At 34.7% G+C, this 22887-nt stretch carries 14 protein-coding genes and 1 pseudogene; 6 read left to right on the plus strand and 9 right to left on the minus strand.

What is annotated here, in order from left to right; genetic code table 11:
* A pseudogene (locus ACTG3Y_RS08150) lies at nucleotides 1-182 on the plus strand (heavy-metal-associated domain-containing protein); the annotation flags it as partial.
* 54 nt (nucleotides 183-236) lie between these two features.
* Here ACTG3Y_RS08150 and ACTG3Y_RS08155 read toward each other — a convergent pair.
* From ACTG3Y_RS08155 to ACTG3Y_RS08165, 3 genes are all read right to left on the minus strand, one after another.
* Nucleotides 237-599 carry a hypothetical protein gene (locus ACTG3Y_RS08155; RefSeq protein ID WP_439152433.1) on the minus strand — a complete coding sequence of 121 codons (363 nt, stop codon included), beginning with the start codon at nucleotides 597-599 and terminating at the stop codon, nucleotides 237-239.
* Nucleotides 600-668: 69 nt separating this feature from the next.
* On the minus strand, nucleotides 669-2090 hold the full coding sequence (locus tag ACTG3Y_RS08160; protein WP_439152434.1) for a DUF5689 domain-containing protein: 1422 nt from the start codon (nucleotides 2088-2090) through the stop codon (nucleotides 669-671).
* 30 nt (nucleotides 2091-2120) lie between these two features.
* Nucleotides 2121-4982: a TonB-dependent receptor domain-containing protein gene (locus tag ACTG3Y_RS08165; protein ID WP_439152435.1), complete on the minus strand. Its 2862-nt coding sequence runs from the start codon at nucleotides 4980-4982 to the stop codon at nucleotides 2121-2123.
* Nucleotides 4983-5118: 136 nt separating this feature from the next.
* Between ACTG3Y_RS08165 and ACTG3Y_RS08170 the strand changes: the two genes are divergently transcribed.
* Nucleotides 5119-6192: an endonuclease/exonuclease/phosphatase family protein gene (locus tag ACTG3Y_RS08170; protein ID WP_439152436.1), complete on the plus strand. Its 1074-nt coding sequence runs from the start codon at nucleotides 5119-5121 to the stop codon at nucleotides 6190-6192.
* A gap of 53 nt (nucleotides 6193-6245) precedes the next feature.
* On the opposite strand, the gene ACTG3Y_RS08175 is transcribed toward ACTG3Y_RS08170, so the two are convergent.
* Together ACTG3Y_RS08175 and pbpC are read right to left on the minus strand one after the other, a co-directional pair.
* Nucleotides 6246-6683, minus strand: coding sequence for a hypothetical protein (locus ACTG3Y_RS08175; protein ID WP_439152437.1), 438 nt, complete (start codon nucleotides 6681-6683; stop codon nucleotides 6246-6248).
* Nucleotides 6684-6736: 53 nt separating this feature from the next.
* A complete protein-coding gene (gene pbpC / locus ACTG3Y_RS08180) occupies nucleotides 6737-9088 on the minus strand; it encodes a penicillin-binding protein 1C (RefSeq protein WP_439152438.1) in 2352 nt (783 codons plus the stop codon).
* Between the two features lie 78 nt (nucleotides 9089-9166).
* Between pbpC and ACTG3Y_RS08185 the strand changes: the two genes are divergently transcribed.
* Nucleotides 9167-11545, plus strand: coding sequence for a T9SS type B sorting domain-containing protein (locus tag ACTG3Y_RS08185; protein ID WP_439152439.1), 2379 nt, complete (start codon nucleotides 9167-9169; stop codon nucleotides 11543-11545).
* Nucleotides 11546-11549: 4 nt separating this feature from the next.
* Here the strand turns inward: ACTG3Y_RS08185 and ACTG3Y_RS08190 are convergent, their stop codons facing one another.
* The 4 genes from ACTG3Y_RS08190 to ACTG3Y_RS08205 all read right to left on the minus strand — a co-directional run bounded on the left by ACTG3Y_RS08190 (nucleotide 11550) and on the right by ACTG3Y_RS08205 (nucleotide 19704).
* Nucleotides 11550-11861 carry an antibiotic biosynthesis monooxygenase family protein gene (locus tag ACTG3Y_RS08190; RefSeq protein WP_439152440.1) on the minus strand — a complete coding sequence of 104 codons (312 nt, stop codon included), beginning with the start codon at nucleotides 11859-11861 and terminating at the stop codon, nucleotides 11550-11552.
* Nucleotides 11862-11864: 3 nt separating this feature from the next.
* Nucleotides 11865-12719, minus strand: coding sequence for an SH3 domain-containing protein (locus ACTG3Y_RS08195; RefSeq protein ID WP_439152441.1), 855 nt, complete (start codon nucleotides 12717-12719; stop codon nucleotides 11865-11867).
* Nucleotides 12720-12916: 197 nt separating this feature from the next.
* Complete coding sequence (locus ACTG3Y_RS08200) at nucleotides 12917-18505, minus strand: alpha-2-macroglobulin family protein (protein WP_439152442.1); 5589 nt, start codon at nucleotides 18503-18505, stop codon at nucleotides 12917-12919.
* A 122-nt stretch (nucleotides 18506-18627) separates the two neighbouring features.
* Entirely contained in the window at nucleotides 18628-19704 is a 1077-nt protein-coding gene (locus tag ACTG3Y_RS08205; RefSeq protein ID WP_439152443.1) for an isoaspartyl peptidase/L-asparaginase family protein, read from the minus strand.
* 121 nt (nucleotides 19705-19825) lie between these two features.
* Between ACTG3Y_RS08205 and amaB the strand changes: the two genes are divergently transcribed.
* The 3 genes from amaB (at nucleotide 19826) to ACTG3Y_RS08220 (ending at nucleotide 22885) form a co-directional block, all read left to right on the plus strand.
* The gene (amaB, locus tag ACTG3Y_RS08210) at nucleotides 19826-21379 is read left to right on the plus strand and encodes an L-piperidine-6-carboxylate dehydrogenase (RefSeq protein ID WP_439152444.1); all 1554 of its coding nucleotides are present in this window, start codon (nucleotides 19826-19828) and stop codon (nucleotides 21377-21379) included.
* Between the two features lie 128 nt (nucleotides 21380-21507).
* The gene (locus tag ACTG3Y_RS08215) at nucleotides 21508-21852 is read left to right on the plus strand and encodes a hypothetical protein (RefSeq protein ID WP_439152445.1); all 345 of its coding nucleotides are present in this window, start codon (nucleotides 21508-21510) and stop codon (nucleotides 21850-21852) included.
* Nucleotides 21779-22885: a DUF1800 domain-containing protein gene (locus tag ACTG3Y_RS08220; protein ID WP_439152446.1), complete on the plus strand. Its 1107-nt coding sequence runs from the start codon at nucleotides 21779-21781 to the stop codon at nucleotides 22883-22885. Before ACTG3Y_RS08215 ends, ACTG3Y_RS08220 begins: the two co-directional genes overlap by 74 nt.
* Nucleotides 22886-22887: the final 2 nt, after the last annotated feature.

Below are 22887 nucleotides of genomic sequence, written 5' to 3' on the forward strand. Positions count from 1 at the left end.
AGGTAGGAGATGTTTACTCTGTAAAAGACATGAAGAAAGTTGAGGCCTTTGGTGATGCTAAAAAAGCATGTGATAAAGACTGTGACAAAGCCTGTTGTGCTGACAAGACTGAAGAAGAAAAAAAGGCATGTGCAGAAGATTGTAAAAAAGCTTGTTGCAATTCAGAAAAAAAGACTGAGTAAAACAGTTAGAAAAATAATAAATAATTAAAGCTATTCCTTAAGGAATGGCTTTTTTTATTGTGCTTGTATAAGCACAACCGCAATTAAAATAAATGCTAATGGCATAAGCCAAAGTAAGTAAATAGAGTGCTGTTTAGATTTATTCTTAGCGTTTAAGACATTACGTTTCTTTCCATTATATCTCATCCAATTTTTAAAAACAACAAAAACACTAATTAAGCTAAATAAAACCCAAAACTTGGTAGACGACATAACTATCATTTTCATTTGTACCGCAAAAGCCATAAAGAAGGAAGCTAGAGCTAAAAGTACACTAAGTTCCAATAGGTTTATATAAGCTAATGAAATGGCTAAACTACGTTTACCTAAGGACTTCTTATAGTAATTAAAAACGACGATATAAAAGGAATCTAACATAAATTAGTGAAAATAAAAAAGCCACATCTTCTTATACAAAGATGTGGCTTTTATTTTTATAAATGAGAATTAGTTGCCTGTAACCTCTACATTGTCTACATGATATCTTGTAGTTGCACTAGGATCTGACCCTTCATAGAAAAAGGCAAAGTTAACATCACCATCTAGGCAAGAAACGTTGATTGGACCAACACCTTCAAAGCTTCCAAATCCTCCACTAGGTCCAGCAGGAATTGTTGCGTCTAGTAATTGCCAAGTTGCAGTTGTAGGATCTCCAGTAAAGTCATCAGATACTAAAACCGTTAAAATAGTTCCATTATCAAAATTAGCCTGTATATCAAATGATAATTCCTCACCTGTTGTTCCATCCATATTAATTGTTGGTGTTACCAACCAAACATTAATTTCATCATCTCCACTACTGAAGCCAGAGATTTGAGCATAAGCGTTACCACTAAAGCTACCTTCTACCCATTGTGTGCTTCCTCCACTGACATTAACATTTGTCCAACCTTCAGAAGTAAATGTTCCGAATGACTCAAAATCTTCAGAGAAAAATGCTGTACCACCACCTGAAGCACCTGGACATTCTAAGAAATCAGGATCACAACGATCATCACTATCAAAATTGATATCTTCAGGAGTACTTATCACTACATTATATACTTCACCAAAGAAATCTTTAGTTAAAACAGCTGTCATACTTCCTCGACCTGAAGGTAAAGTTAAACTTTTAAAGTCTGAAAAGGTACTAGTGCTAAAAATTACAGAAGAAGCAGAAGCACAACTTTCTAAAGTACGTTCTCCATCAAATTCATCTGATGCCTCAGAAGCGAAACTTAGAGGATTATCTCCAGTAGCTTGGTTTCGGTTAAACTGAACATCTTGTAACTCTATCAATAGATTGGTTTTATCATCGGCAAAATCACCAAACTCTAATGGCATTGGTACCATTGTAGCTACTTCTGCAGATCTAATTAAAAACTCATTTTCTACTGCTGAAGATATTTTGTCAACTTCATTACCGTTTAATGTACCAATCGTTAAAACACCGTTAGTCATTCCTACTGCTAACCCGTTTAATTTTATATATACTTTTCTACCGACTTCATATCTTACAAATAATGGATTAACATCTATTAATAATTTTATCCCAATTGTTGGGTTTTCAATATTATCCTGAAGGATCAATTCCTCAAAGTAGTTACCACCTTCATCAGAAGACACCACGTAACCAACCATATATTCGTTAGTTTCACTAAATTCAAAAGTTAAAACGGTATCTTCATCTGTATAGTCTAATGTTCCGCCATTATCTTGTTCTTGAGCTAAACGCCCAGCTATTGCTCCTATTGATACTTCTGGTCCGTTAAGAACAGGTTCTGATACAGAAGTGTTTGGTGTATTGAAGTCATCATCTTCAACACAGCTGTTGAATACTACTAAACCTATTAGTAGTAATATGAATTTGTTAATGTTTAAAGTTTTCATTTTATAAATTTTATTTTGTTGTGTCATTGCTTAAAATCTTACGTATACGTTTAAGTAGTATGTTGTTCCGTTCCCAAAGAAATATCTTGGACCAAAAACCGGACCATTAGCTCTAGATTTATCTTCTTTTAATCTTCGGAAATTTGCTAAACGCGATTGTTCAAAACCACCTGTTCTGTACTCTTCATTAAATACATTGTTTATTGTAGCGAAGAAACCAACGAAGTAGTCATTTATTTTCCACGATTTACCACCTATGATATTTACAAGCATATAATCATCAAACTGTTCTTGTTTCAATAATTCTTTAGCTAAAATAGGATCATAGTCATTAAATGTATTACCATCATAGTCTGATGTAAAGTTAGCTGATCTGGCTAGATTACTCATATCTAAATATGCGTTAGAAAAGAAATTACTGGTAACACCAATGTTCCAAAAATCAGGATCTCTATATTCAAAACCTATTTGATAAGCACGTTCTGGTCCACCAGCAACATGATAATCTTTAATCTGTGTAGTACCATCACCAAAAGTTAACGGACCATCTATATCTACACTAGTAACATATAAATTAGGATTATTTTGGAAAGTATATTGACCTACTGAGGCAGCGCCTTTCAATTTAATTGTTGGTGTAACTTGCGCTTCTATACCAAATTCTAATCCTACATGTCGTCTTTCAACATTTGTTAAAATTTCTTGAACAAAAGCATCACCCATGTCTACACCCAGACCAGCAAGATCTTCAGTAAAATAAAACCCTATATCACTTCCATCTTGGAAACCAGAATAAAAACCTGTAAGTCTTGCTTTTACTTTTGGAGATCTAAAAATATAGCTTACATCAACAGATTGAATCTTCTCACTTTCTAAGCCAATCACTTTAGCGTTTGTCTGTCTGGCATTGCTGAAAGAGTTTCTTAAAGTTGGAGCTTTAGTAAAGTAACTGGCGTTAACATCTAATAAATGTTTACCTGTTATTTTATATGTAAAACCACCTTTAAATCCAAAATTAGAAAAATCTAATTTATCACTTTTTCCAAAGGATCCATCATTTCCTCCACCTTGGAAATTTCCATTTTCAAATTTACCAGTTCTTTGATATGTTGTTTGAGAAACATTTGCACCAACATAAAAATCTATTTTATTGTATTTAAATTGTGCTTGTGCAAATCCACTGATTACATCAGCGTCCATATCATAATTGTATTTATAACGGTCACCTTCACCAACTATACGATTAGGGTTTCTTAAATTACTTTGTGCAACATCTTCTAGATTTCCACCAACAGTATTTGGAGTTTCTTCAGCGAAGAAATCTACATCTAAATATCCTGTACCACCAAGTAAATCGTCTAATCGCGCAAAGTTTTCACTTTTTAAAGACCTGTAATTAAGCGTTGCATTTAATCTAATATTATCAGCTAATTCAGCATCTAAAATTGTATTGAAAGTTAATTGCTTGTCTTTTACAACATCAGATTGGACGGCGTAGAGTGAGTTTCCTCCCTGCGCTCTAAGCGCCGCATTCCCTTCATATAATGCATTCCAGTCTAACTGACCATCACTTATAAATGCTTGCTCAGCTAAATATGCCAGTTGATAATCATATGCTGTAGGATTAGAATCTTGTAAATGGTAACTTGGTAAGTTTTGATAGTACTCTGGTGTTGGGTTACGCGCACCACCTAGGTACACACTCTCACCGTCTATATTTACTAGACGAGTTCCACCATTATCTATCCTGGAGTTAGCTATTTCACCAAATTGGTAGGCAACGTTAGTATTTAATCTAACCTTTGAAGAAATGTCCCAGTAGTGATTTAACATAAGAATTGGCTCATCTGTTTCACGCATTCTAGAGTTACGCTGTTCACCATTTAATTCTCCCCAAAAAGGATTGTATCGTCTTCCCTTTAGGTCATAAACTTCTTCTGTAATTGCTGTAGAACGACCACGTCTATTCTGAGCATAAATCCCTGTAAAATTAACACTATGTTTCTTATTAATTTGTTTTTCTACAGCAACAAAGAATGAATTAGCATCATATATCGTTCCGTCAATAAATCCTTCTTCACCAAAACGACGAGAGCCTAATACAGAATAAGACCAGCCTCCTTCTAATAAACCAGAACTATAACTTGCCATTACACGGCCTGTGTAACTTCTATTTGCAGACGCATAAGAAATACGACCACCTCTTCTATATTTAGAAGCGCGCATTAAAATATTGTTGGTACCTGCCAAATCACCAAAATTATAGTCGTTAGCAGACATACCCATTGAAAATTCTTGGTTTCGTTGAACATCGTTTAATCCTCCCCAGTTAGCCCACTGCGGTCTTCCGTTAAACTGTTTGTTCATTTCAACACCGTTAATTAAAACTTTACCGTTTGCATTATCTAAACCTCTTGGTCTAAAAAATGTTGCACTAAAATCAAATGCTGCTGCACTTAAGAATACATCTCTAGAGGCTTGTAATAAACCAGAAATGTTATCTGTTAATCCATCATCTTCACTATTTAAATTCGCGTCGGAAATTGAAATAATGAATAAATCTTTTTTGTCACTCGAATCAAAGTCTAAAGTCATTCCGCTAATATCCACGGTTTGTCCTTCATTAACAATAATTGGGTAACGCTTTGTAACATAGCCTACTTTTTCAACCTTTAAAACTTGCTCACCAAGAGGTACATTTTGAGTAAAACTGAATTCACCTTTGGAGTCAGTTTTGCGAGTTTGTCCGGTTTCTTCAATAGTAATGGTTACATCAGGAATTGGTTCTCCTGTAGTTCCGTCTAAAACGCTTCCTTTAACAATAGTTTGTTGTGCAAAACCTGTTAAAGTAAAGGCCATTGAGAACAGAAAGAGTAAAAAACTTTTTTTCATGCCTATATTAAAATTGATTGTTGTTATACATTAAATAATAGTTATTTAAGGCGTGCAAATGTACATTATTTATAATAAATACATACTTTTGACAAGCAATTTGCTCTGGATATAACAATTAGATAATATTACCAAAATGAAATTATTAAAATCCCTTCTGGTTTTGTTTGCTTTAGTAAGCATAATAAACGTTGAGGCTCAAGAAAAAAAACGTTTTAAAATACATACTGTAGCGTTTTACAATTTAGAAAATCTATTTGACACAATCAATGATCCACTAAAATATGATGAGGCTAGTCCAATTATGGAAATGAAAGCTAATCGTTCTGAAGTGTATAAGCAAAAAGTGAAAAATATGGCAAGAGTTATTGCTAATATCGGTACAGATATGGCAAATAATTCTCCTGCAATAATTGGCGTTTGTGAAATTGAGAATAGAGATGTTTTAGAAGACTTAGTAAATGACCCACTGCTATTAGGTAAAGATTATGGTATCATTCATTTTGATGGACCAGACCGAAGAAGTATTGATGTAGCTCTACTATATCAAAAAGCATTGTTTAAACCTATTGACTCAAGTTCACATGAGTTGTTAATATATGATGATGTTACAAGAAAAAGAGTGTATACTCGAGATCAATTATTAGTTAGCGGAGAATTAGACGGTGACCTTATTCATGTTATTGTTAATCACTGGCCTTCGAGAAGTGGTGGTGAAGCGCGAAGCAGATCTAAGCGTGTAGGTGCTGCAAAATTGAATAAACGGATTATTGATTCCATACAATCAAAAGATCCTTATGCTAAGATCTTTACTATGGGAGATCTAAATGACGACCCAACTAATGAAAGTGTAAAAGACGTTCTTAAAGCTAAAAAGGAAAAGAAAGAGGTACCATTAAAAGGGATTTATAATCCGTATGAAAAAATGTTTACTGAAAAAGGATGGGGAACTACAGCCTATAGAGATGCTCTAAGTTTATTCGATCAAATAATGATGACAAAGCCGTTAATTGAAGACGACTATTCTACTTTTAGGTTCTGGAAAGCTGGTATTTATAATCCATCCTATATGTTTAATAAGCGAGGACGCTATGAAGGCTATCCATTTAGAAGTTTTGCTGATGGTGGTTTTACTGGCGGCTTTAGTGATCACTTTCCTGTATATGTCTATGTGATAAAGGAAGTTAAAGAGGAAGAACCTGAAGATTAAAGAAATGAAATATCAATAAAAAAGGCGCAATTAAGATTGCGCCTTTTTTATGTTTAAAACCATAGATCCCAAGGAATCTTAGCCAAAACTAAAATCAAAGCTATAGTATAGAAAATAGCTAGCATTTTAAACTTTGGTTTAGACGTTAATTTCTTTTTATGTTTAGAGTAGCCTATAGTTACCAAGGCCACTGCTATTATCATTGTAGTAGGATGTTCAATTATTAAGTTTCTCAATTCAGAGTTTTTCATCACTTCTCCCATACCACCAACTTCTTTAATGGTATCGAAATAGTCTTTAAGAAAAAACAATACTATACCTATTAATAACTGAATATGCATAGTAATTAAGGTAAATAATGAAATTCTGAAATCTTTAGCATCAAATTCCTTATTACCAAAAAATTTAATAAGAGCATTGAACGTTGCCAGAATTAGGACTAGTAATACTAAATAAGCCCAGTATGAATGAATAAATTGAACTGTTTCCATAAATATTTATTGATTGTTAATTACAAAAGTAAGAATTTGACCTTTAAATAGGACTACTCTGAAATTGTAATTTCGTGCTTCAACTCGTTGCCTTCTTCATCAACAACAGTAATAGTATGGTCACCTTCTGACGGTAATACAGCCATGTCATGAATGTCTTTAGTCATACCAATGTACTGATTATCAATGTACCAATAAATTTTTAGCTCTGGTTTTGAGTGTGCAATTTTTAGAATCAAATCATTGGTGTTGCCGTCAAAATCCTTTGGTAAAAATATAGTACTCTGCTGATTAGGATAAATAAATTCCATAGGAGTTCCATTTGATTCCAAACAATCTTTTCTGTAAGGTGGAAGTTCTTTGTAAAACGGGTTTTTATTTTTGAAATAATACGCTTGCAAAGGGGGTAAAATAAACCATGTTTTAGTATTAATATTTGAAACTGTTTCACAAGATGAATTAACCTGGAAGTTTTCTGTGGCATCTAAGTGAACTAATTGGTGATATGGACAAGGTTCAGTTTTTTGACCAGATATTTGAATATACCTTAACTCAGTTTCATCACAAATTGTTGAGGCTCTGTAGCCACTTTGTCTACAAATACTAACCTCCAACATTTCATCATAAGGTTGAGAAAACCAATCGCTTTTTGGTAACACATCAAAAACATCGAATAAAATTGGTGCTGCAGTTTGTACACCAACTAAACCTGGCCTCCCTTCTCCATCAGCATTACCAACCCAAACACCAACTACATAATCTTTGGTTGTTCCAATAGCCCAAGCGTCTCTAAAACCAAAACTGGTTCCTGTTTTCCATGCAATCTCTTGAGATGAATCGTAGAATTCCCAGCTCTCATCACTTTCTGGCCGGGTGACTTGCTTCATACTTTCAAAAGTGAGGTAAATTGAAGCGGCATCAAAAACCGTTTTCTCTGTACTTAGTTTTCCAAAGTCTAATTTAAATTCAGAATTATATGTCGGTTGAAGAAACTCATTTGTATAATACTGACTCGAATTGTCATTATAATGGTTTAAAGTCGAAGCTATGGCCGCATAGCTTTTACATAAATCCCAGAGGTTACTTTCCGCTCCGCCAAGTACTAAAGACAAACCATAGTGGTTGGCGTTGTATTTTAAATCTTTAAGTTGTAACTGTTTTAAATAATGATAAAACCGATCAAGCCCAAAATCTTGAAGCATTCGTACAGCAGGTACATTCAACGAGCGCGATAAAGCTTCATTAGCATAGACAGCACCATCATACGATTTATTAAAATTCTCAGGTTGGTAGCTACCAAATTGTGTTGGTACATCGGCCACTAAAGTATTTGGTAATAAATCACCGGCATCTAGCATAGAGGCATATAAAAAGGGTTTTAAAATACTACCTGTACTTCGTGGCTTATCAATAATATCAACACTTTTTTGATGTGCATTATCTGTCGGTGCATTGCCTATATAAGTTAAAACTTCTCGCCTATTCACATCTAAAACTAAAACAGAAATATTATAAATTTCATTTTGTTTTAAGATATTGTAATGCTGTTTCACAATAGTATTAGCTTGCTCTTGAAGCGAAGTTTTAATTGTTGTTTTTATACGTTTTCCTTTATGTTTTCTAGCTATTTTTTGAAGTAAATGAGGTGCAATTTGTGGTAATGGATAAGGTTTTTGAGGTAAACTCTCATCAATAGATAATTCATAGGTTAACTTATCAATTGTACTATTTTCAAATAGCTTTTTTAATAAACGATTGCGTTTATCTAGTAATCGTTTTTGGTTTCTACCAGGATATATTAAACTTGGTGCATTTGGGAGAACTGCTAATGTTGCACTTTCCGCCCAAGATAAATCAGAAGCATTTCTATTAAAATACCTCCAAGATGCAGCATCAATACCAACAACGTTTCCGCCAAAGGGCGCATAGCTTGCATAGAGATTTAAAATATCATCTTTTGATAATCTAAATTCTAAACGTGTTGCTAAGATGATTTCTTTAAATTTTTCAAAATAAGTACGCGGTTGTCCTTTTCTAGATAAACGAATCACTTGCTGTGTTATGGTACTTCCACCTCTTTTAACGGAACCAGAACACAAGTTTTCTTTCAATGCTTTAAATATAGAAATAGGGTTAAAGCCAGGATGCTTATAAAAGTATTCGTCTTCAAACTGAAGAATACAGGTCTTGAATTTATCTGGAATACTATTACTTGCTGGAAATCTCCATTGACCATCCTCTGCAATTAAAGCGCCTAATAATTCATCGGAATCACTGGTAATAACAGTAGCAGTTGGATCTTTAAACAGTTGTTGAGGTAAACAAAAATAATAAGCAACGAATACCATTAAAATCACTATAGATTTTATTCTATGCCGTTTAATATTTATTATTATCCTATACATCGACTATACAAAGGTAGATTTTATGGCCTTTTCATCGAAAAGCCAACTGAATTCATAAAGTTATCTATATATTTAAACGTGCAAAAGCCTTATTTAGATCTCAAAATACTCATAATTTTATGTCTTTCTTTTTTTTCTGAAAGTATATCTGCGCAATTAGGTTTTTGTCAGGGAAATTCTGGTGATCCAATTTTTGTTGAAACTTTTGGAACAGGATTGCAGCAGTCTCCATTGCCTCCCGGAACAACGTCATACACCTACGCTAACGGTCAACCTCCAGACGATGGATTTTACACGGTATCTAGTAACACTAATTATTTTGATTGGCTCAACGTCAGTGATGTCACACCAGGAGACGTTGATGGTAGAATGCTAATTGTGAACTCTGATGCAAGTGCAGGCGAATTTTTTAGAACCGATATTACCGGACTTTGTGAGAACACGACTTATGAATTTTCGTCTTGGCTAATTAATCTAGCACCATCAAATGGATTTTGTGGAGCTGGTGCGATACCTATCAATGTAAGATTTGAAATTTGGGATAATACCGACACAAATATATTAGCGTCAGGTACTACCGGAAATATCTCTGGAACGCTGACTCCTAATTGGGAGCAATATGCTTTAGTATTTCAAACTATTCCGGGTCAGACTTCTGTAATTCTAAAAATGATAAATAATAGCTCAGGTGGCTGCGGAAACGATTTAGCTATTGATGATATCATCTTTAAAAGTTGTGGTGATTTAATTGCTATAGAAGATAGTAGTGGGAGTGACCAAGAGTCTATTTGTAGTTCTCAAACTCCTTTTTCAGAGACGATTACTGCGGTACCAGATTTTGAGGTGTTTAGTAATCATTTTTATCAATGGCAAATAAGTACAGATGGTTTAAATTGGCAGGATGTTGCTGGCGAAACAAATTCATCTATTACTGTTTCGGGTGTAACTGCTACCACCTACTACCGAGCCAAAGTTGCAGAGTTTCAAGCGAATTTGAGTAATTCAGATTGTATTACGCTATCAGACGTTTATCAAATCACAGTGAATCAAGCTCCACCTCCTCCAACGATTGCCTGCTGGGAAACAGCAACCTTTAATGATAGTACCTGCAGCTGGACTGTAACAGGAAGTCAACCCGCTGCTCCAACAGATCTAGAGTGCTGGGAAATGGCGACATTTAATAATACGACTTGTATTTGGGACGTAACAGGTTCACAACCAACCGAACCTGCTATTGAATGTTGGGAGACCGCTACGTTTAATACCTCGACGTGTTCATGGGATATTACAGGAACTCAGCCTGCGCAACCAACACTTGAATGTTGGGAAACGGCTACATTTAATAATATGACATGTGTTTGGGAAGTATCAGGTACACAGCCAGTGCAACCGACACTTGAATGTTGGGAAACGGCTACATTTAATAATACATCTTGCCTTTGGGAAGTGACAGGAACACAACCTGACGCACCAACAGGATTAGAGTGCTGGGAAGTTGCAATATATAATGATACCATCTGTGATTGGGAAGTGACAGGTACTCAACCAGTGCAGCCAACAACTGAATGTTGGGAAACAGCAACATTCAATAACACCACATGTATTTGGGAAGTTACAGGAACACAACCTGAAGCACCAATAGGATTAGAATGTTGGGAGTTAGCGACGTTTAACGATGCAATATGCTCTTGGGAAATTTCAGGGACTCAAGCGCCAGAGCCTACAGATTTAGAGTGTTGGCAATCTACAGTTTTTAATGAAACCATATGTGATTGGGAAATTACGGGAACACAACCCATAGAATTTAGAGATGAGTTTTTGAATCTTTGTGAAAATGAAACAATTATATTAGATCCTTATACTACAATAATAAATACTAGTTATCAATGGGTTTCTGGAGAATTATCGCCTACTATTTCTGTAGATTCTGAAGGCACTTATCAGGTTGAAATAACTGATGGGTGTGTAACAGAACAAGTTACTTTTTACGTGACCCTAATTGAGAATCCTATAATAGAATCAGTAATTTCTGATGGTAGTGCAATAGTTATTAATTTACTAAACCAAGGCAATTATGAATATTCTCTTGATGGTATGGATTACCAATACAGCAACACATTTGGAAATACACCAAGTGGTTCCTACACTGTATATGTGAAATCAAATTTGTGTGAAACTGTTGTGACTGCTGAGCATTTTCATTTTTTCATACAGAAATATATGACACCTAACTTCGATGGGAGAAATGATACATTTTCGATTAACGTTTCTCAATTTTTCACCAGGTCAGAAGTATATATATTCAATCGCTATGGTAAATTATTATACTCTGCCTCTAATAGTGATGTCAATTGGGATGGTACATTTATAGGTAATGAACTGCCCACTTCAGATTATTGGTATCTAATTATTTTAGATGGTAAAGAATATAGAGGTCATTTTACTTTAAAACGCTAGCCTTTTAACTCTTTCTGAATTCATACTCACGTTCGACTTTGCAGACTCTCACATTATACCAATTATACCATCGCTCGCGTCCTTTTTGTTGCACAAATAAATGTTCAGTATTTGCTTTCCAATTTTTTATAGCTTCTAAACTTTCCCAATAACTTACTGTAATACCTACATCGTTTCTTGCAGCATCCATACCTAGGTAACCGTTTTGTTGTTTAGCTAAAAGTTCCATTTTTTCAGCTATTTCATCATAACCTTGAGTATCTTCTGTTTGTGTTGATGTAAATATTACAGCAAAGTATGGTTTAAAGTTTTTCATTGTTTATAATCCTACAGGCATTTCAAATTCTATTATTTTTTCAGTGATGTTATCTTCAAAATCTGTCAATATAAATTTAATAAAAACACGGTTTGTTGATACACTAACTGGGAAATCTTTAATGTTATTAATAGTGTTTATATAAGCTAACCAGTCTTCACCACATTTATCTACCACATCCTCTTTTAAATCTTCAGTAGCTGTTTCAATAAAATTAATCCAATCCTTTTCTGTATAGGTTAAAGTTTCAAAAGTATTTGATTTTACTTGCTTCAATGGTTTCCATTCAGTATCGTATTGTTTCCATTCATTAGAACTGCATTTAGCATCCATACTCATGTAGGAAAAACTGTTTTCATAACGTTGAAATAGACTCACTTGCTTATAGTCGTTATCAACTAACACTATGTTTTTTCCTTCTGGTGAGTCACTCACATCAACGTTGATTATAGCTTTGTTTTCATCTTTTAAATCATGAATTCTTTTATAATCACTTGTGGCTAAGTTTTTAATTTCAACCTTTACATTATCGAGGTTGACTCTAATTGTTCTTGCAATTTTATTTGGCGATAAATAGCCGTTGAATACATAACCAATATGGTTTCTGGTTTCAACCTTTACCCATTTTCCACTAATTTTCTTTCCTGCATCGAGTACCACCAAATTTTTATCAGTTTCTTCTAATACTCCAATAACCTCACCATAGGATAGTTTGGTCAACATTTTTCCACTAACATCTGGTTGATTTCTGAGAGATAATCCACTTTCTGCAGCTACATATGACTCTTTCTGTTGTGCTGTTACAATTGCCACATTAAATACTAATGTGATCGCTAAAATCTTTTTTAAATAGTTCATAATTTCTTGTTTTTAAGTTAAACATTTTAGCGGTTTGTTTTTCTTAGGATTCTTATCTGTCGACCGACAAGTTTTAGTTTATTTATTGTTTTATCATGCTGAACTTGATTCAGTATCTCTTTTCATATCATGAGATTCTTCGCTTTGCTTTGAATGACAATTCAATTTAAGAGATTCCTGCCTGCGCAGGGCTTTGATTACTTCTCAACAGTAACCCATTTTCCTTTATTTCTAACCAAATAATCATCATTATCATACATGGCTTCGGCTTGAGTACCTGGTAAATAATAGGTTCCTAAATAGGATGCATTTAACATTACAGTGAATGTTTTTGTACCATATTTTCCTTTTCTATTTATGTCAAAATAGAAGTTGACGCGGTCATCACGTATATCTGTAAACCTTGCTTGACTCACTGTTGTATCTCCAAATTCTGTAAAACGTGTGTTAACAATGTCCCAACCAGATGGAAAAATTTGCGTTAAGGCTACATCATTAACATAATCTCGCGTTAGGTTAGAAATACTTACTGTCGCTACAAAATCTTGCCCTTGTTGTAATTTGGACACATCAATGGTATTGCCTTGTAAATCTTTATAAACGGTTGAAATTGAAAAGCCACGTTGCTCGGCAATCTCATCTCCTAATTTTAATTTTCCTGAATTTAGAATACGAACATAAACCATGTTATCCCTTTCGTTAGAAACACTTATTTGATTCGAGCCATCATTAATTGGAATATTGCGTTGCGCAATTCCATTTTTAGTATCTATTGTTTCTGTTATGCCATTGATACTATACGTGACTTTTAAATATTTACCTCCATTTTGAGTAATCATTTTACCAATTGCTAATAAATTATAAGCTGTGGTTTGTGTACTCATCCATCGGTTGCTTGATAATGATTTAGCAATGCTTTTTGCTAAGCCTGTCTTCTTTGGATGATTAGTCAATAGCATGGTTTCTAAAGCCATGGCTCTATTTCTATATACCGAGCCATAAGTATAGTTGTCTTCTTCGTCTGATTCAAAATCAATATTTGCAGATTCAGAAATGGCGTCACTTGCTTCTTTCTGTCCGGCTAAAGCATAAGCTGCAGCTAATCTCCATTTGGCATCGTTTGAGATTTCTGCAAACTCTCGTAGTCTATTCATACTCGCCAAATCTGGACTGCCAGCCAAAGCTAATGTATATAAACGATAGGCTTGTGCAAAATCGCTGTGATAGTTTTTATAGCTTGGTCTCCAGTTACGAGCCGCTTGTCTTTGATAGTTAATCCAATTGTTTTTGAAAGTAAGTGGAAGTATAAACCCTTTCTTCTCAGCTTCAATCATAAAATGACCAGCGTAACTAGTTCCCCAATCATTTGCAGTACTCTCACCCATCCAATAGCCTAAGCCACCAGTTGTATTTTGGAAACGTCCTAAACGTCTAATCCCATTTTCAATATTGCGCTGTACTTGGTTTTTCTTTTGAGGTGTTAAATTAATGATATCTGCCAAGAATAATTGTGGAAAAACACCAGATGTAGTTTGCTCTACACAACCATGCGGATATCGAATTAAATACTCCATGCGTTTTGTAAAATCCATTGGAGGTAAGGTTGAAAACTCAACCGTTGCTGAGTTGCTTCCTGGCACTCCAAACGTTGAAAAAGCAATAGTTTGATTCCCATTGGCTTGTAATTTTTTATCAATTACACGAGAGGTAAAAGGGTTAGGATTCTCAACATCAATCTCTACTTTGTACGTTGATTTTTCGCCATTTCCTGTAGCCACAACTTCAATGGTATTGATGCCTTTTGCTTTGGTCACGTCCAATTCAAAATAGACCATTTTTTCATCTGGTTTACTGAACTGAAGCGATTGTGTTTTACTACCTTTTACAGTAATACCATCACTAAGGTTTACAGATAGATTTACGTTTTTTACTTTATCTTCCATAGCAAAAACAGTAACAGGCAAGGTTACTTTTTCACCAGGACTTAGCTTACGTGGTAAGGTTGCTAAAACCATTAAAGGCTTTTTAATTTGTACAGATTTTTCTGCGCTTCCGTAAGCTTCTGTATTGTTATTACCAGCAACAACCATAGTACGCACTGCACCCACATAATTTGGCATTTTTAGTTGGTGCGTTTTGGTTTGTCCTTCGCCTAAAAGGAAAGGTCCTAAATAGGTAACAACTGGCTTAAAGCGATTTGCTTTTTTGTTTTTACCTTTAGCTGCAGCTCCATCTCCACCAATAGCAAAGACTTGATCTATGCTACCAGAGTAGGCTCCGATAACATCATCAAAAATATCCCAAGTTTTTACGCCTAAGGCTTCACGAGCGTAGAAGCTATTCCAGGCATTTGGTGTTTTAAAACGCGTTAAATCTAGCAGTCCTTCTTCAACTACTGCAATGGTGTAGGTCATCGCGTTGTTATTCTTTTCAGAGACTTTGATCTCATAAGATTGCTCAGGTTTTATAACATCTGGCATATTAATCTGTGGTTCCAGTTTCGTTGCCGGATTTTCTACTAGCATCGGAATGACTCCATACAAACGAATTGGTAAATCGTTTGAGGTTACCGCATGAGGCTGTAATAATGAAATATTAATAAACACATTCGGTGCCATTTCTGCCGTTACCGGAATATCAACTGTGGTTTCTCCAGGCTTCGTTTTTACCCATTGGTGACGTAACACTTCAGTTCCATTTTCGATACTAACCAAAGCTCTACCTTCACTACCTGAAGGAAAAGTTAGTTTTGCTGTATCACCAACATTATAATTTTCTTTGTCTGTGGAAAAAACTAGCATCTTAGCCGCTTCTTTATCTCCTGATGGTGAATTAGACCACCAGTTTTTGTAGAAATAAGCTGTTCGTCCTGTGGCATGTCCACTCGCTGGATCAAACACTCTGATTAAATAACGACCTGTGTCATTTTCAGGAATGTTGACTTTAAAACTTGCTTTACCTTTTGCATCTGTATTTATAGTGTATTGCTGAACAGGTCTATGGTAACTGCTCGAGACATAAGTTGATAAGTTGTCGTAAGAGGAATTCCACCACCAACGCCATTCAATTTTATAGACTTTTACTTCTAAGTTGTTGCGTTGAATTGGTTTGCCTTCAGCAGTCACTGTAGCAATATCAAAGGTGTGATTTTCGTCGGTAAAGAACGATCCATAATTGTTACCTTTAGGTGATTGTAGACCAACAAAACTCTCATAAGGTGCATATGGCATTGTGAATGCATCGAGTGAGAAATCGCCACCATTTTCAAAAGCTCTCACTAAGAATTGTGCATTTAACATACCAGGTGCATTACTTCCAATGTTTAATTCTGTATCAATTTTAGCATTTCCACTGCTGTCTAGATTTCCTTCAAACACATTGGTTTCTTTAGTGCTAAATTTTTTAGTTGGATCATTAAAAACGTAGTTTTTGTAACCTTTAAAACTGGTGTAAGCTGTGGTAAATTTAGCTTTAACTTCAGCTTTTAGATTCTTTGCAGGTGCACCATGCAACCATGTTACATTTAAGTCACTCTCTAAGCCTTCTTTAGTTTTTATTACCTCATTTTTAAAGTCAATCTTAATTTTTAGTCGATTGGGTTTTACGGTTTCAATCTTTAGGTTTTTAGTAAAGTTAGCTCCACCAACAGAGACCTTAGCATTGTAATTTCCGGTTTTATAATCTGATGATGTTGGCACTATAAAATCATAGAAATTATTAATGTTATCTAGTGATATTTTTCTATACACCAACTTGCCAACAGGATCTGTAATTTCTAATTTTACAGGATGACGTTTTGGTAATTTATTCGCTTTGTCATTCAATACAAAAGTTAAGAATAAGCTATCACCTGGTCGCCAAACTCCGCGTTCTCCATAGATGTAACCTTTTAGTCCGCGTTGCAATCTGTTCCCTGAGACATCGAACTGACTTAGCGATAAAGAATTACCATCAAATAACTTCACATAGCTTATGTTTTTTCCTTTTGAAACGATGGCAAAAGCCGCACGTTTTTTAGCATCTATTTCTATAATACCTTCACTGTTTGTATTTCCTTTTGCAAGTTCTTGTTGCTGAAAATTGTATAAAGTAACTTTAGCACTTGCTTCAGGATTTGTAGTTAGGATATCGGTTACCGCAAAGAAGTACGTGTTATCATTGCCTTGTTTTGCAATAACACCAAGGTTTGAACCGATTACATTAAGTGCTACAGTACGATTTCCATAGTTGAAATATGAATCGGTACAAGGGTTATTTCTGTCGCGATATCTATAATTAGTGTTTTTGTAGCTGTAACTTAAATTATCCCAATAACGTTCTTCTCTAAGTTCTGCTTCTTCTTCAGAAATATCATCAGATGCATAGAAATCTTCTTCGTAATAATCATCATAGTAGTCATCGTAATAATCGTCTTCATCTATTTCTGTGGTTTCTGAGTTAGATGAGCAATCGTACAAGGAATAATCGCGTTTAAAACTAACTTCTACTCTGTAAATAGATCCTGGATCTGCTTGTAAATACTTAGATAAATCGATACTGTAGGCTTTCCATTTGCCAGTGTTTTGAGCTTCATCTTGAACTAAAGTAATGGTCTCTTTTGCAATACGACGACCAACGTGTTTTATATGATATTCGTTATTACTATTCATGTTGTTTTCTTGAAGAAACTGAAGTACGTTGTCTTCAAATATTTTGATGATTCGCACATCAACCTTACTTAGATTAACTGCTTCAAAGTTGAATTTTAAATCTTTAGAATTTGGAAGTATTGAACCATTACTAATCAAACGTACTTGTGGTTTTAATTCCTCAAAGGTTAGTGTTTGTGTAAATGGGTTTTTGAGTTTAAAACCATCTGTATTTTTGATTCCAGTGAATACGTCAACTCTAATATCGCCAACTAATTTGGTATCTGGATACACTTTAAGAACATTACCATTGACAATATATTTTGGGTTTTTTACATTCTGAATCGTTACTAAACCTGAAAAATTCTGTTGCTTTTTTAAAGGATCTGAAAAGTTTATTGATAAATATTGTTCTGGGTTTTGAATGACGTTAGTCTCAACAATACTAAAGTTATTTTTACCAGGAATAGTGATGAAGTTTTCACCTTTATTGTCGGCTTTAATCGCTTTACCATTCCAAGTGATATCAATTTTACTATCTTCTACTTGACGTTTGATGCTATCTATTCTAAACTCAAAATATTTAGAAGGCTTTGGTACTTCTAGCCAAACAATATTTAAGTCTTTTTTGTTCTGTTTTGCGGTGACTAGTTGTTTAGCATCTTCAAGTAAAATCACATCCGAAGAGCGTAATTGACCCAAAACATATTGCCATTCTTTACTGTAGGATTGCAAATTGTTAGTCATGATGCTAAAACTTGGAGTAATAGTTTTAAACTCAAAGGTGTAGTTTTTAAACTCAGCAGGAATTGTTTTATAGATATCTCCTAATTTTACTGTAACTCCGTAAGCTGTTGCAGGTTCTAAAGCTTCATCTGGTGTAAATACTAAGGTGTGTTTATTGACTGCTTTTAGTGTGCCTTGAATATGAGGTTGTGTAGAAATTAAACCAGCGTCTAACTCTTGTTCTGCTTCCCAACCATCAACCTCTTGTGCCAAGTTAATTCTAATTGGTGCTGTTACCGATACCACTCCAGAAGTTGTATAGCTTATATAATCTCTAAACTTAAAGATATTGTCAGTTTCTACAGGCTTCTTTTTACATGAAAATGTGATTACAATTAGAGCTAGGAAGGCAAGGATCTTTTGGATTTTCATGTTGATGGATTTAGTGGTAAAACTTCGACTTAAAAAAGAGAGTTAGGTGCTTTCTTGTTAAATAAGTACGGCTATTTTTAAAGGTTTAGATTTTTGTGCTGTGTTAAATTATTCACAAAAAACTATTTTTCATAAATACCAATCACTAATTCACCTTTATCATTCATGGTAGCTCTATACATGCCAGCTGTATTAAATTCAGCCACCATATTACCATCTTTATCTACTGCTACTATACCACCATCTCCACCTAATGCTGCAACTTTGTCTAAAACAATTTTAGACGCTTCTTCTAGGCTAAGATCCTTGTAATCCATTAAAGCAGAAATATCGTGTGCTACTTGTGCTCTAATGAAATATTCTCCCCAACCTGTACTAGACACAGCGCAAGTTGCATTATTAGCATAAGTGCCAGATCCAATTATTGGAGCATCACCAACGCGACCATAACGTTTGTTGGTCATACCTCCTGTTGAGGTTCCAGCAGCAAGATTACCATCTTTATCAAGTGCTGCACAACCAACAGTTCCGAATTTAGCATTTTTAATATCAGCATCATAAAAATCTAAATAAGCAGATACTGTTTCTGCGTTACTTGTTTTTTCAGCCTCACGTTCTTTAACACGTTTAAGAGATTCAAAACGTCTTTCGGTATAAAAATATTCTGGTTCTACAATAATTAAACCTTGCTCTTCGGCAAAGATTTCGGCACCTTTACCAGATAGCATCACATGCTTAGAGTTATCCATAACAGCTCTGGCTAAATCAATTGGGTTTCTCACATTGGTTGTGCCTGCAGAAGCACCAGCATTCAGAGTTTTCCCATCCATAATTGACGCATCTAACTCGTTAGTTTCTGCATTGGTAAACACAGCTCCTTTGCCTGCATTAAATAAAGGTGAATCTTCCATAACATTAATGGTTTTGGTAACGGCATCTAAGCTACTTCCTCCATTTTTTAGAACATTATAACCAACTCTAATAGCTTCTTCTAATTTAGCTTTGTATGCAGCTTCGCGTTCTGGAGTCATATTTTTTTTGAGTATGGTGCCTGCTCCACCGTGGATGATAATGGCAAATTCAGGTTTTTTAGAAACTTCAGCTGTAGTTTTTGCTTCTTCTGTTTGTTCAGAATTAGTCTCATTTTTACATGTAAGGCAAAGAAGAAATATAAGAATTAATAGAATGATTTTTTTCATGATGTGCTGGTTTTATTTAGTGCTTTAAAGTTACATTTTTAGACCTCATCCTTCAAGAAAAACTGACAAATTATTAGTAACTTCGTGCTTTAATTTAATAATTCATAAAAAACAAGAATATATGGAAGCAGTAGCTACCGATTTCGGAATAAAAGAAGCTCTTGAGCAATTAGGAGTAAAAGAAATAAACAATGGAACTTCAACAGGTTCAGATAATTTTTCCAATGGTGAGATTATCGAATCCTATTCACCAGTAGATGGACAATTGATAGGTAAAGTAAAAGCAACAACCAGGGCAGATTATGATAAAGTAATGGATGCTGCAACTGACGCGTTTTTATCCTGGAGAGATGTACCAGCACCACAACGTGGAGAGGTTGTTCGTCAGTTTGGAAATAGATTAAGAGATTTAAAAGAGCCTTTAGGTAAGTTAGTGTCTTATGAAATGGGTAAGTCCTTACAAGAAGGTTATGGTGAGGTTCAAGAAATGATTGATATCTGTGATTTTGCTGTTGGATTATCACGTCAATTAAACGGACAAGTAATTCCTTCTGAGCGTCCAGGACACGTTATGAGAGAACAATGGCATCCTTTAGGGGTTGTAGGAATTATTTCAGCATTTAATTTTCCAGTTGCCGTTTGGGCGTGGAATACAGCTTTAGCTTGGGTTTGTGGTGATGTTTGTGTGTGGAAAGCTTCAGAAAAAACACCATTGTGTTCTATCGCTTGCCAGAACATTATAGCAGAAGTATTAAAAGAAAATGATATGCCAGAAGGTATTTCTTGCATAATAAACGGAGACTATAGAGTTGGTGAATTTATGACGACGGATTCTAGAATTCCATTAGTATCTGCAACAGGTTCTACCCGTATGGGACGAATTGTTGGTAAAACAGTTGCAGAACGTTTTGGGAAATCATTATTAGAATTAGGTGGCAACAACGCGATTATCATAACACCTACTGCAGATTTAAAAGTTGTAGTTCCTGGTGCTGTTTTTGGTGCTGTTGGTACTTGTGGACAGCGCTGTACATCTACACGTCGTTTAATTATTCACGAATCGGTTTACGATAAAGTACGTGATGCAATTGTTGGAGCATATGATCAATTAACGATTGGAAATCCTTTGGACGAAAAGAACCATATTGGACCTTTAATTGACAAAGACGCTGTAGACACATATTTAGCTGCGATTGAAAAAGCAAAAACTGAAGGTGGAAATGTATTAGTTGAAGGCGGAGTTTTAGAAGGTGAAAGTTATGAATCTGGTTGCTATGTAAAGCCAGCGATCATAGAAGCTGAGAATCATTTTGAAATTGTTCAGCATGAAACATTTGCACCTGTTCTGTATTTAATGAAATATTCTGGAGATGTAGAAAATGCCATTGAAAAACAGAATGGAGTTGCTCAAGGGTTATCGTCTGCAATCATGACAAATGAAATGAAAGAAGCTGAAAAGTTCTTATCATATGCAGGATCTGATTGTGGAATCGCTAACGTCAACATTGGAACATCTGGTGCTGAGATTGGTGGTGCTTTTGGTGGTGAGAAAGAAACTGGTGGTGGACGCGAGTCTGGGTCTGATGCATGGAAAGTGTACATGAGAAGACAAACCAATACCGTAAACTACTCAGATGAATTGCCTTTAGCACAAGGTATTAAGTTTGATTTATAGATATAAATTACAATTTATCATAATATAAAGCCGTTTCAATTGAAACGGCTTTTTTATTGAGGGTAGTATTATTAAGGAACAGTTTTTGTTGATATTAAACCAATGTATATAATAATAGTCTAAGAGATATGATACAAAAAGAAATTCAACATTTATATTGGCGTGCTGGGTTTGGTATTCAACCACGAGAACTGAGAAAACAGTTAGATAAATCTAAGCTAAGTATTGTTGAAAGACTTTTTGAAGATTCTAAATCTATCACACCATTAGATATAGATCTGTCTTTTTTAGAAGGTATAAATCGTATAAACCTTAAAGAAAACCCTACTCTCGCAAAGGCCTTAAGACAGAAAAGTAGGAAGAAAATTTTTAGATCTAAATTATGCGTGGATAGAAAAAATGTTGAATTCAAAAGAAATACTTCGAGAGCGTATGACCCTCTTTTGGGCCAATCACTTTGTTTGCAAGGATAACAGTATTAAACACATACAACAATACAATAATACACTTAGAACATACGCGCTTGGTAATTTTGGCGATTTTGTAAAAGCTATTTCTAAAGAAGCCGCAATGCTTAAATATCTCAATGGAAAGCAGAATAGAAAACAAAAACCTAATGAGAATTTTGCAAAAGAACTTATGGAGCTGTTTACTATTGGCGAAGGTCAATATTCCGAAACAGACATAAAAGAAAGTGCAAGAGCATTTACAGGATATAATCATGATTTTGATGGAAATTTTAAATTCAGGCAGTTTCAGCACGACAATGGCATAAAGTCATTTTTTGGAAAGTCTGGAAATTTCAATGGTGATGATATTATTGATATTCTATTAGAACAGCGGACCTGTGCCAGATATATATCTGAAAAGGTATATTGCTATTTTGTAAATCGTACTCCAAATAAAAAGCATATCGAAGCTATGACAGTTGTGTTTTTTAAAGATTACAATATTGAGAATTTAATGCGCTTTGTATTTATGTCTGATTGGTTTTATGAAGACATTAATATTGGTACTAAGATAAAATCACCAATCGAAATTTTAGTTGGTATAGCAAATACAGTCCCAGTAAAGTTTGAAAGGCATATAGACCTTATCGTTATTCAAAAGATACTAGGTCAGATGTTGTTAGATCCACCTAATGTTGCAGGCTGGAAAGGTGATAAAGCTTGGATAGGTGCAAATACCATTATGATTAGATTAAAATTGCCTTCTATATTACTCAATAATGCCTTAATTTCTATTAAATCGTATGGTGATTTTAACGATAAATTCAGAAAGCAATATTTTAAAAGAACTGAGGGCAAACTACCTTTTAAAACATTACCAGATTGGGACACGTTTTTAGAGAATTATAAGTCTGTGCAAACCATTGAACTTGCAAATATGATTATTCAAGGTAACCTCAATGGCGGTACAAAAGCATATATAGAAACTTTAGGTAAATCTTCTAAGCGAGATTATTGTATTCAGCTTATGTCGCTACCAGAATATCAAATGTGTTAATT

The sequence above is a fragment of the Winogradskyella sp. genome (assembly GCF_965656915.1).
Taxonomy (GTDB): domain Bacteria; phylum Bacteroidota; class Bacteroidia; order Flavobacteriales; family Flavobacteriaceae; genus Winogradskyella.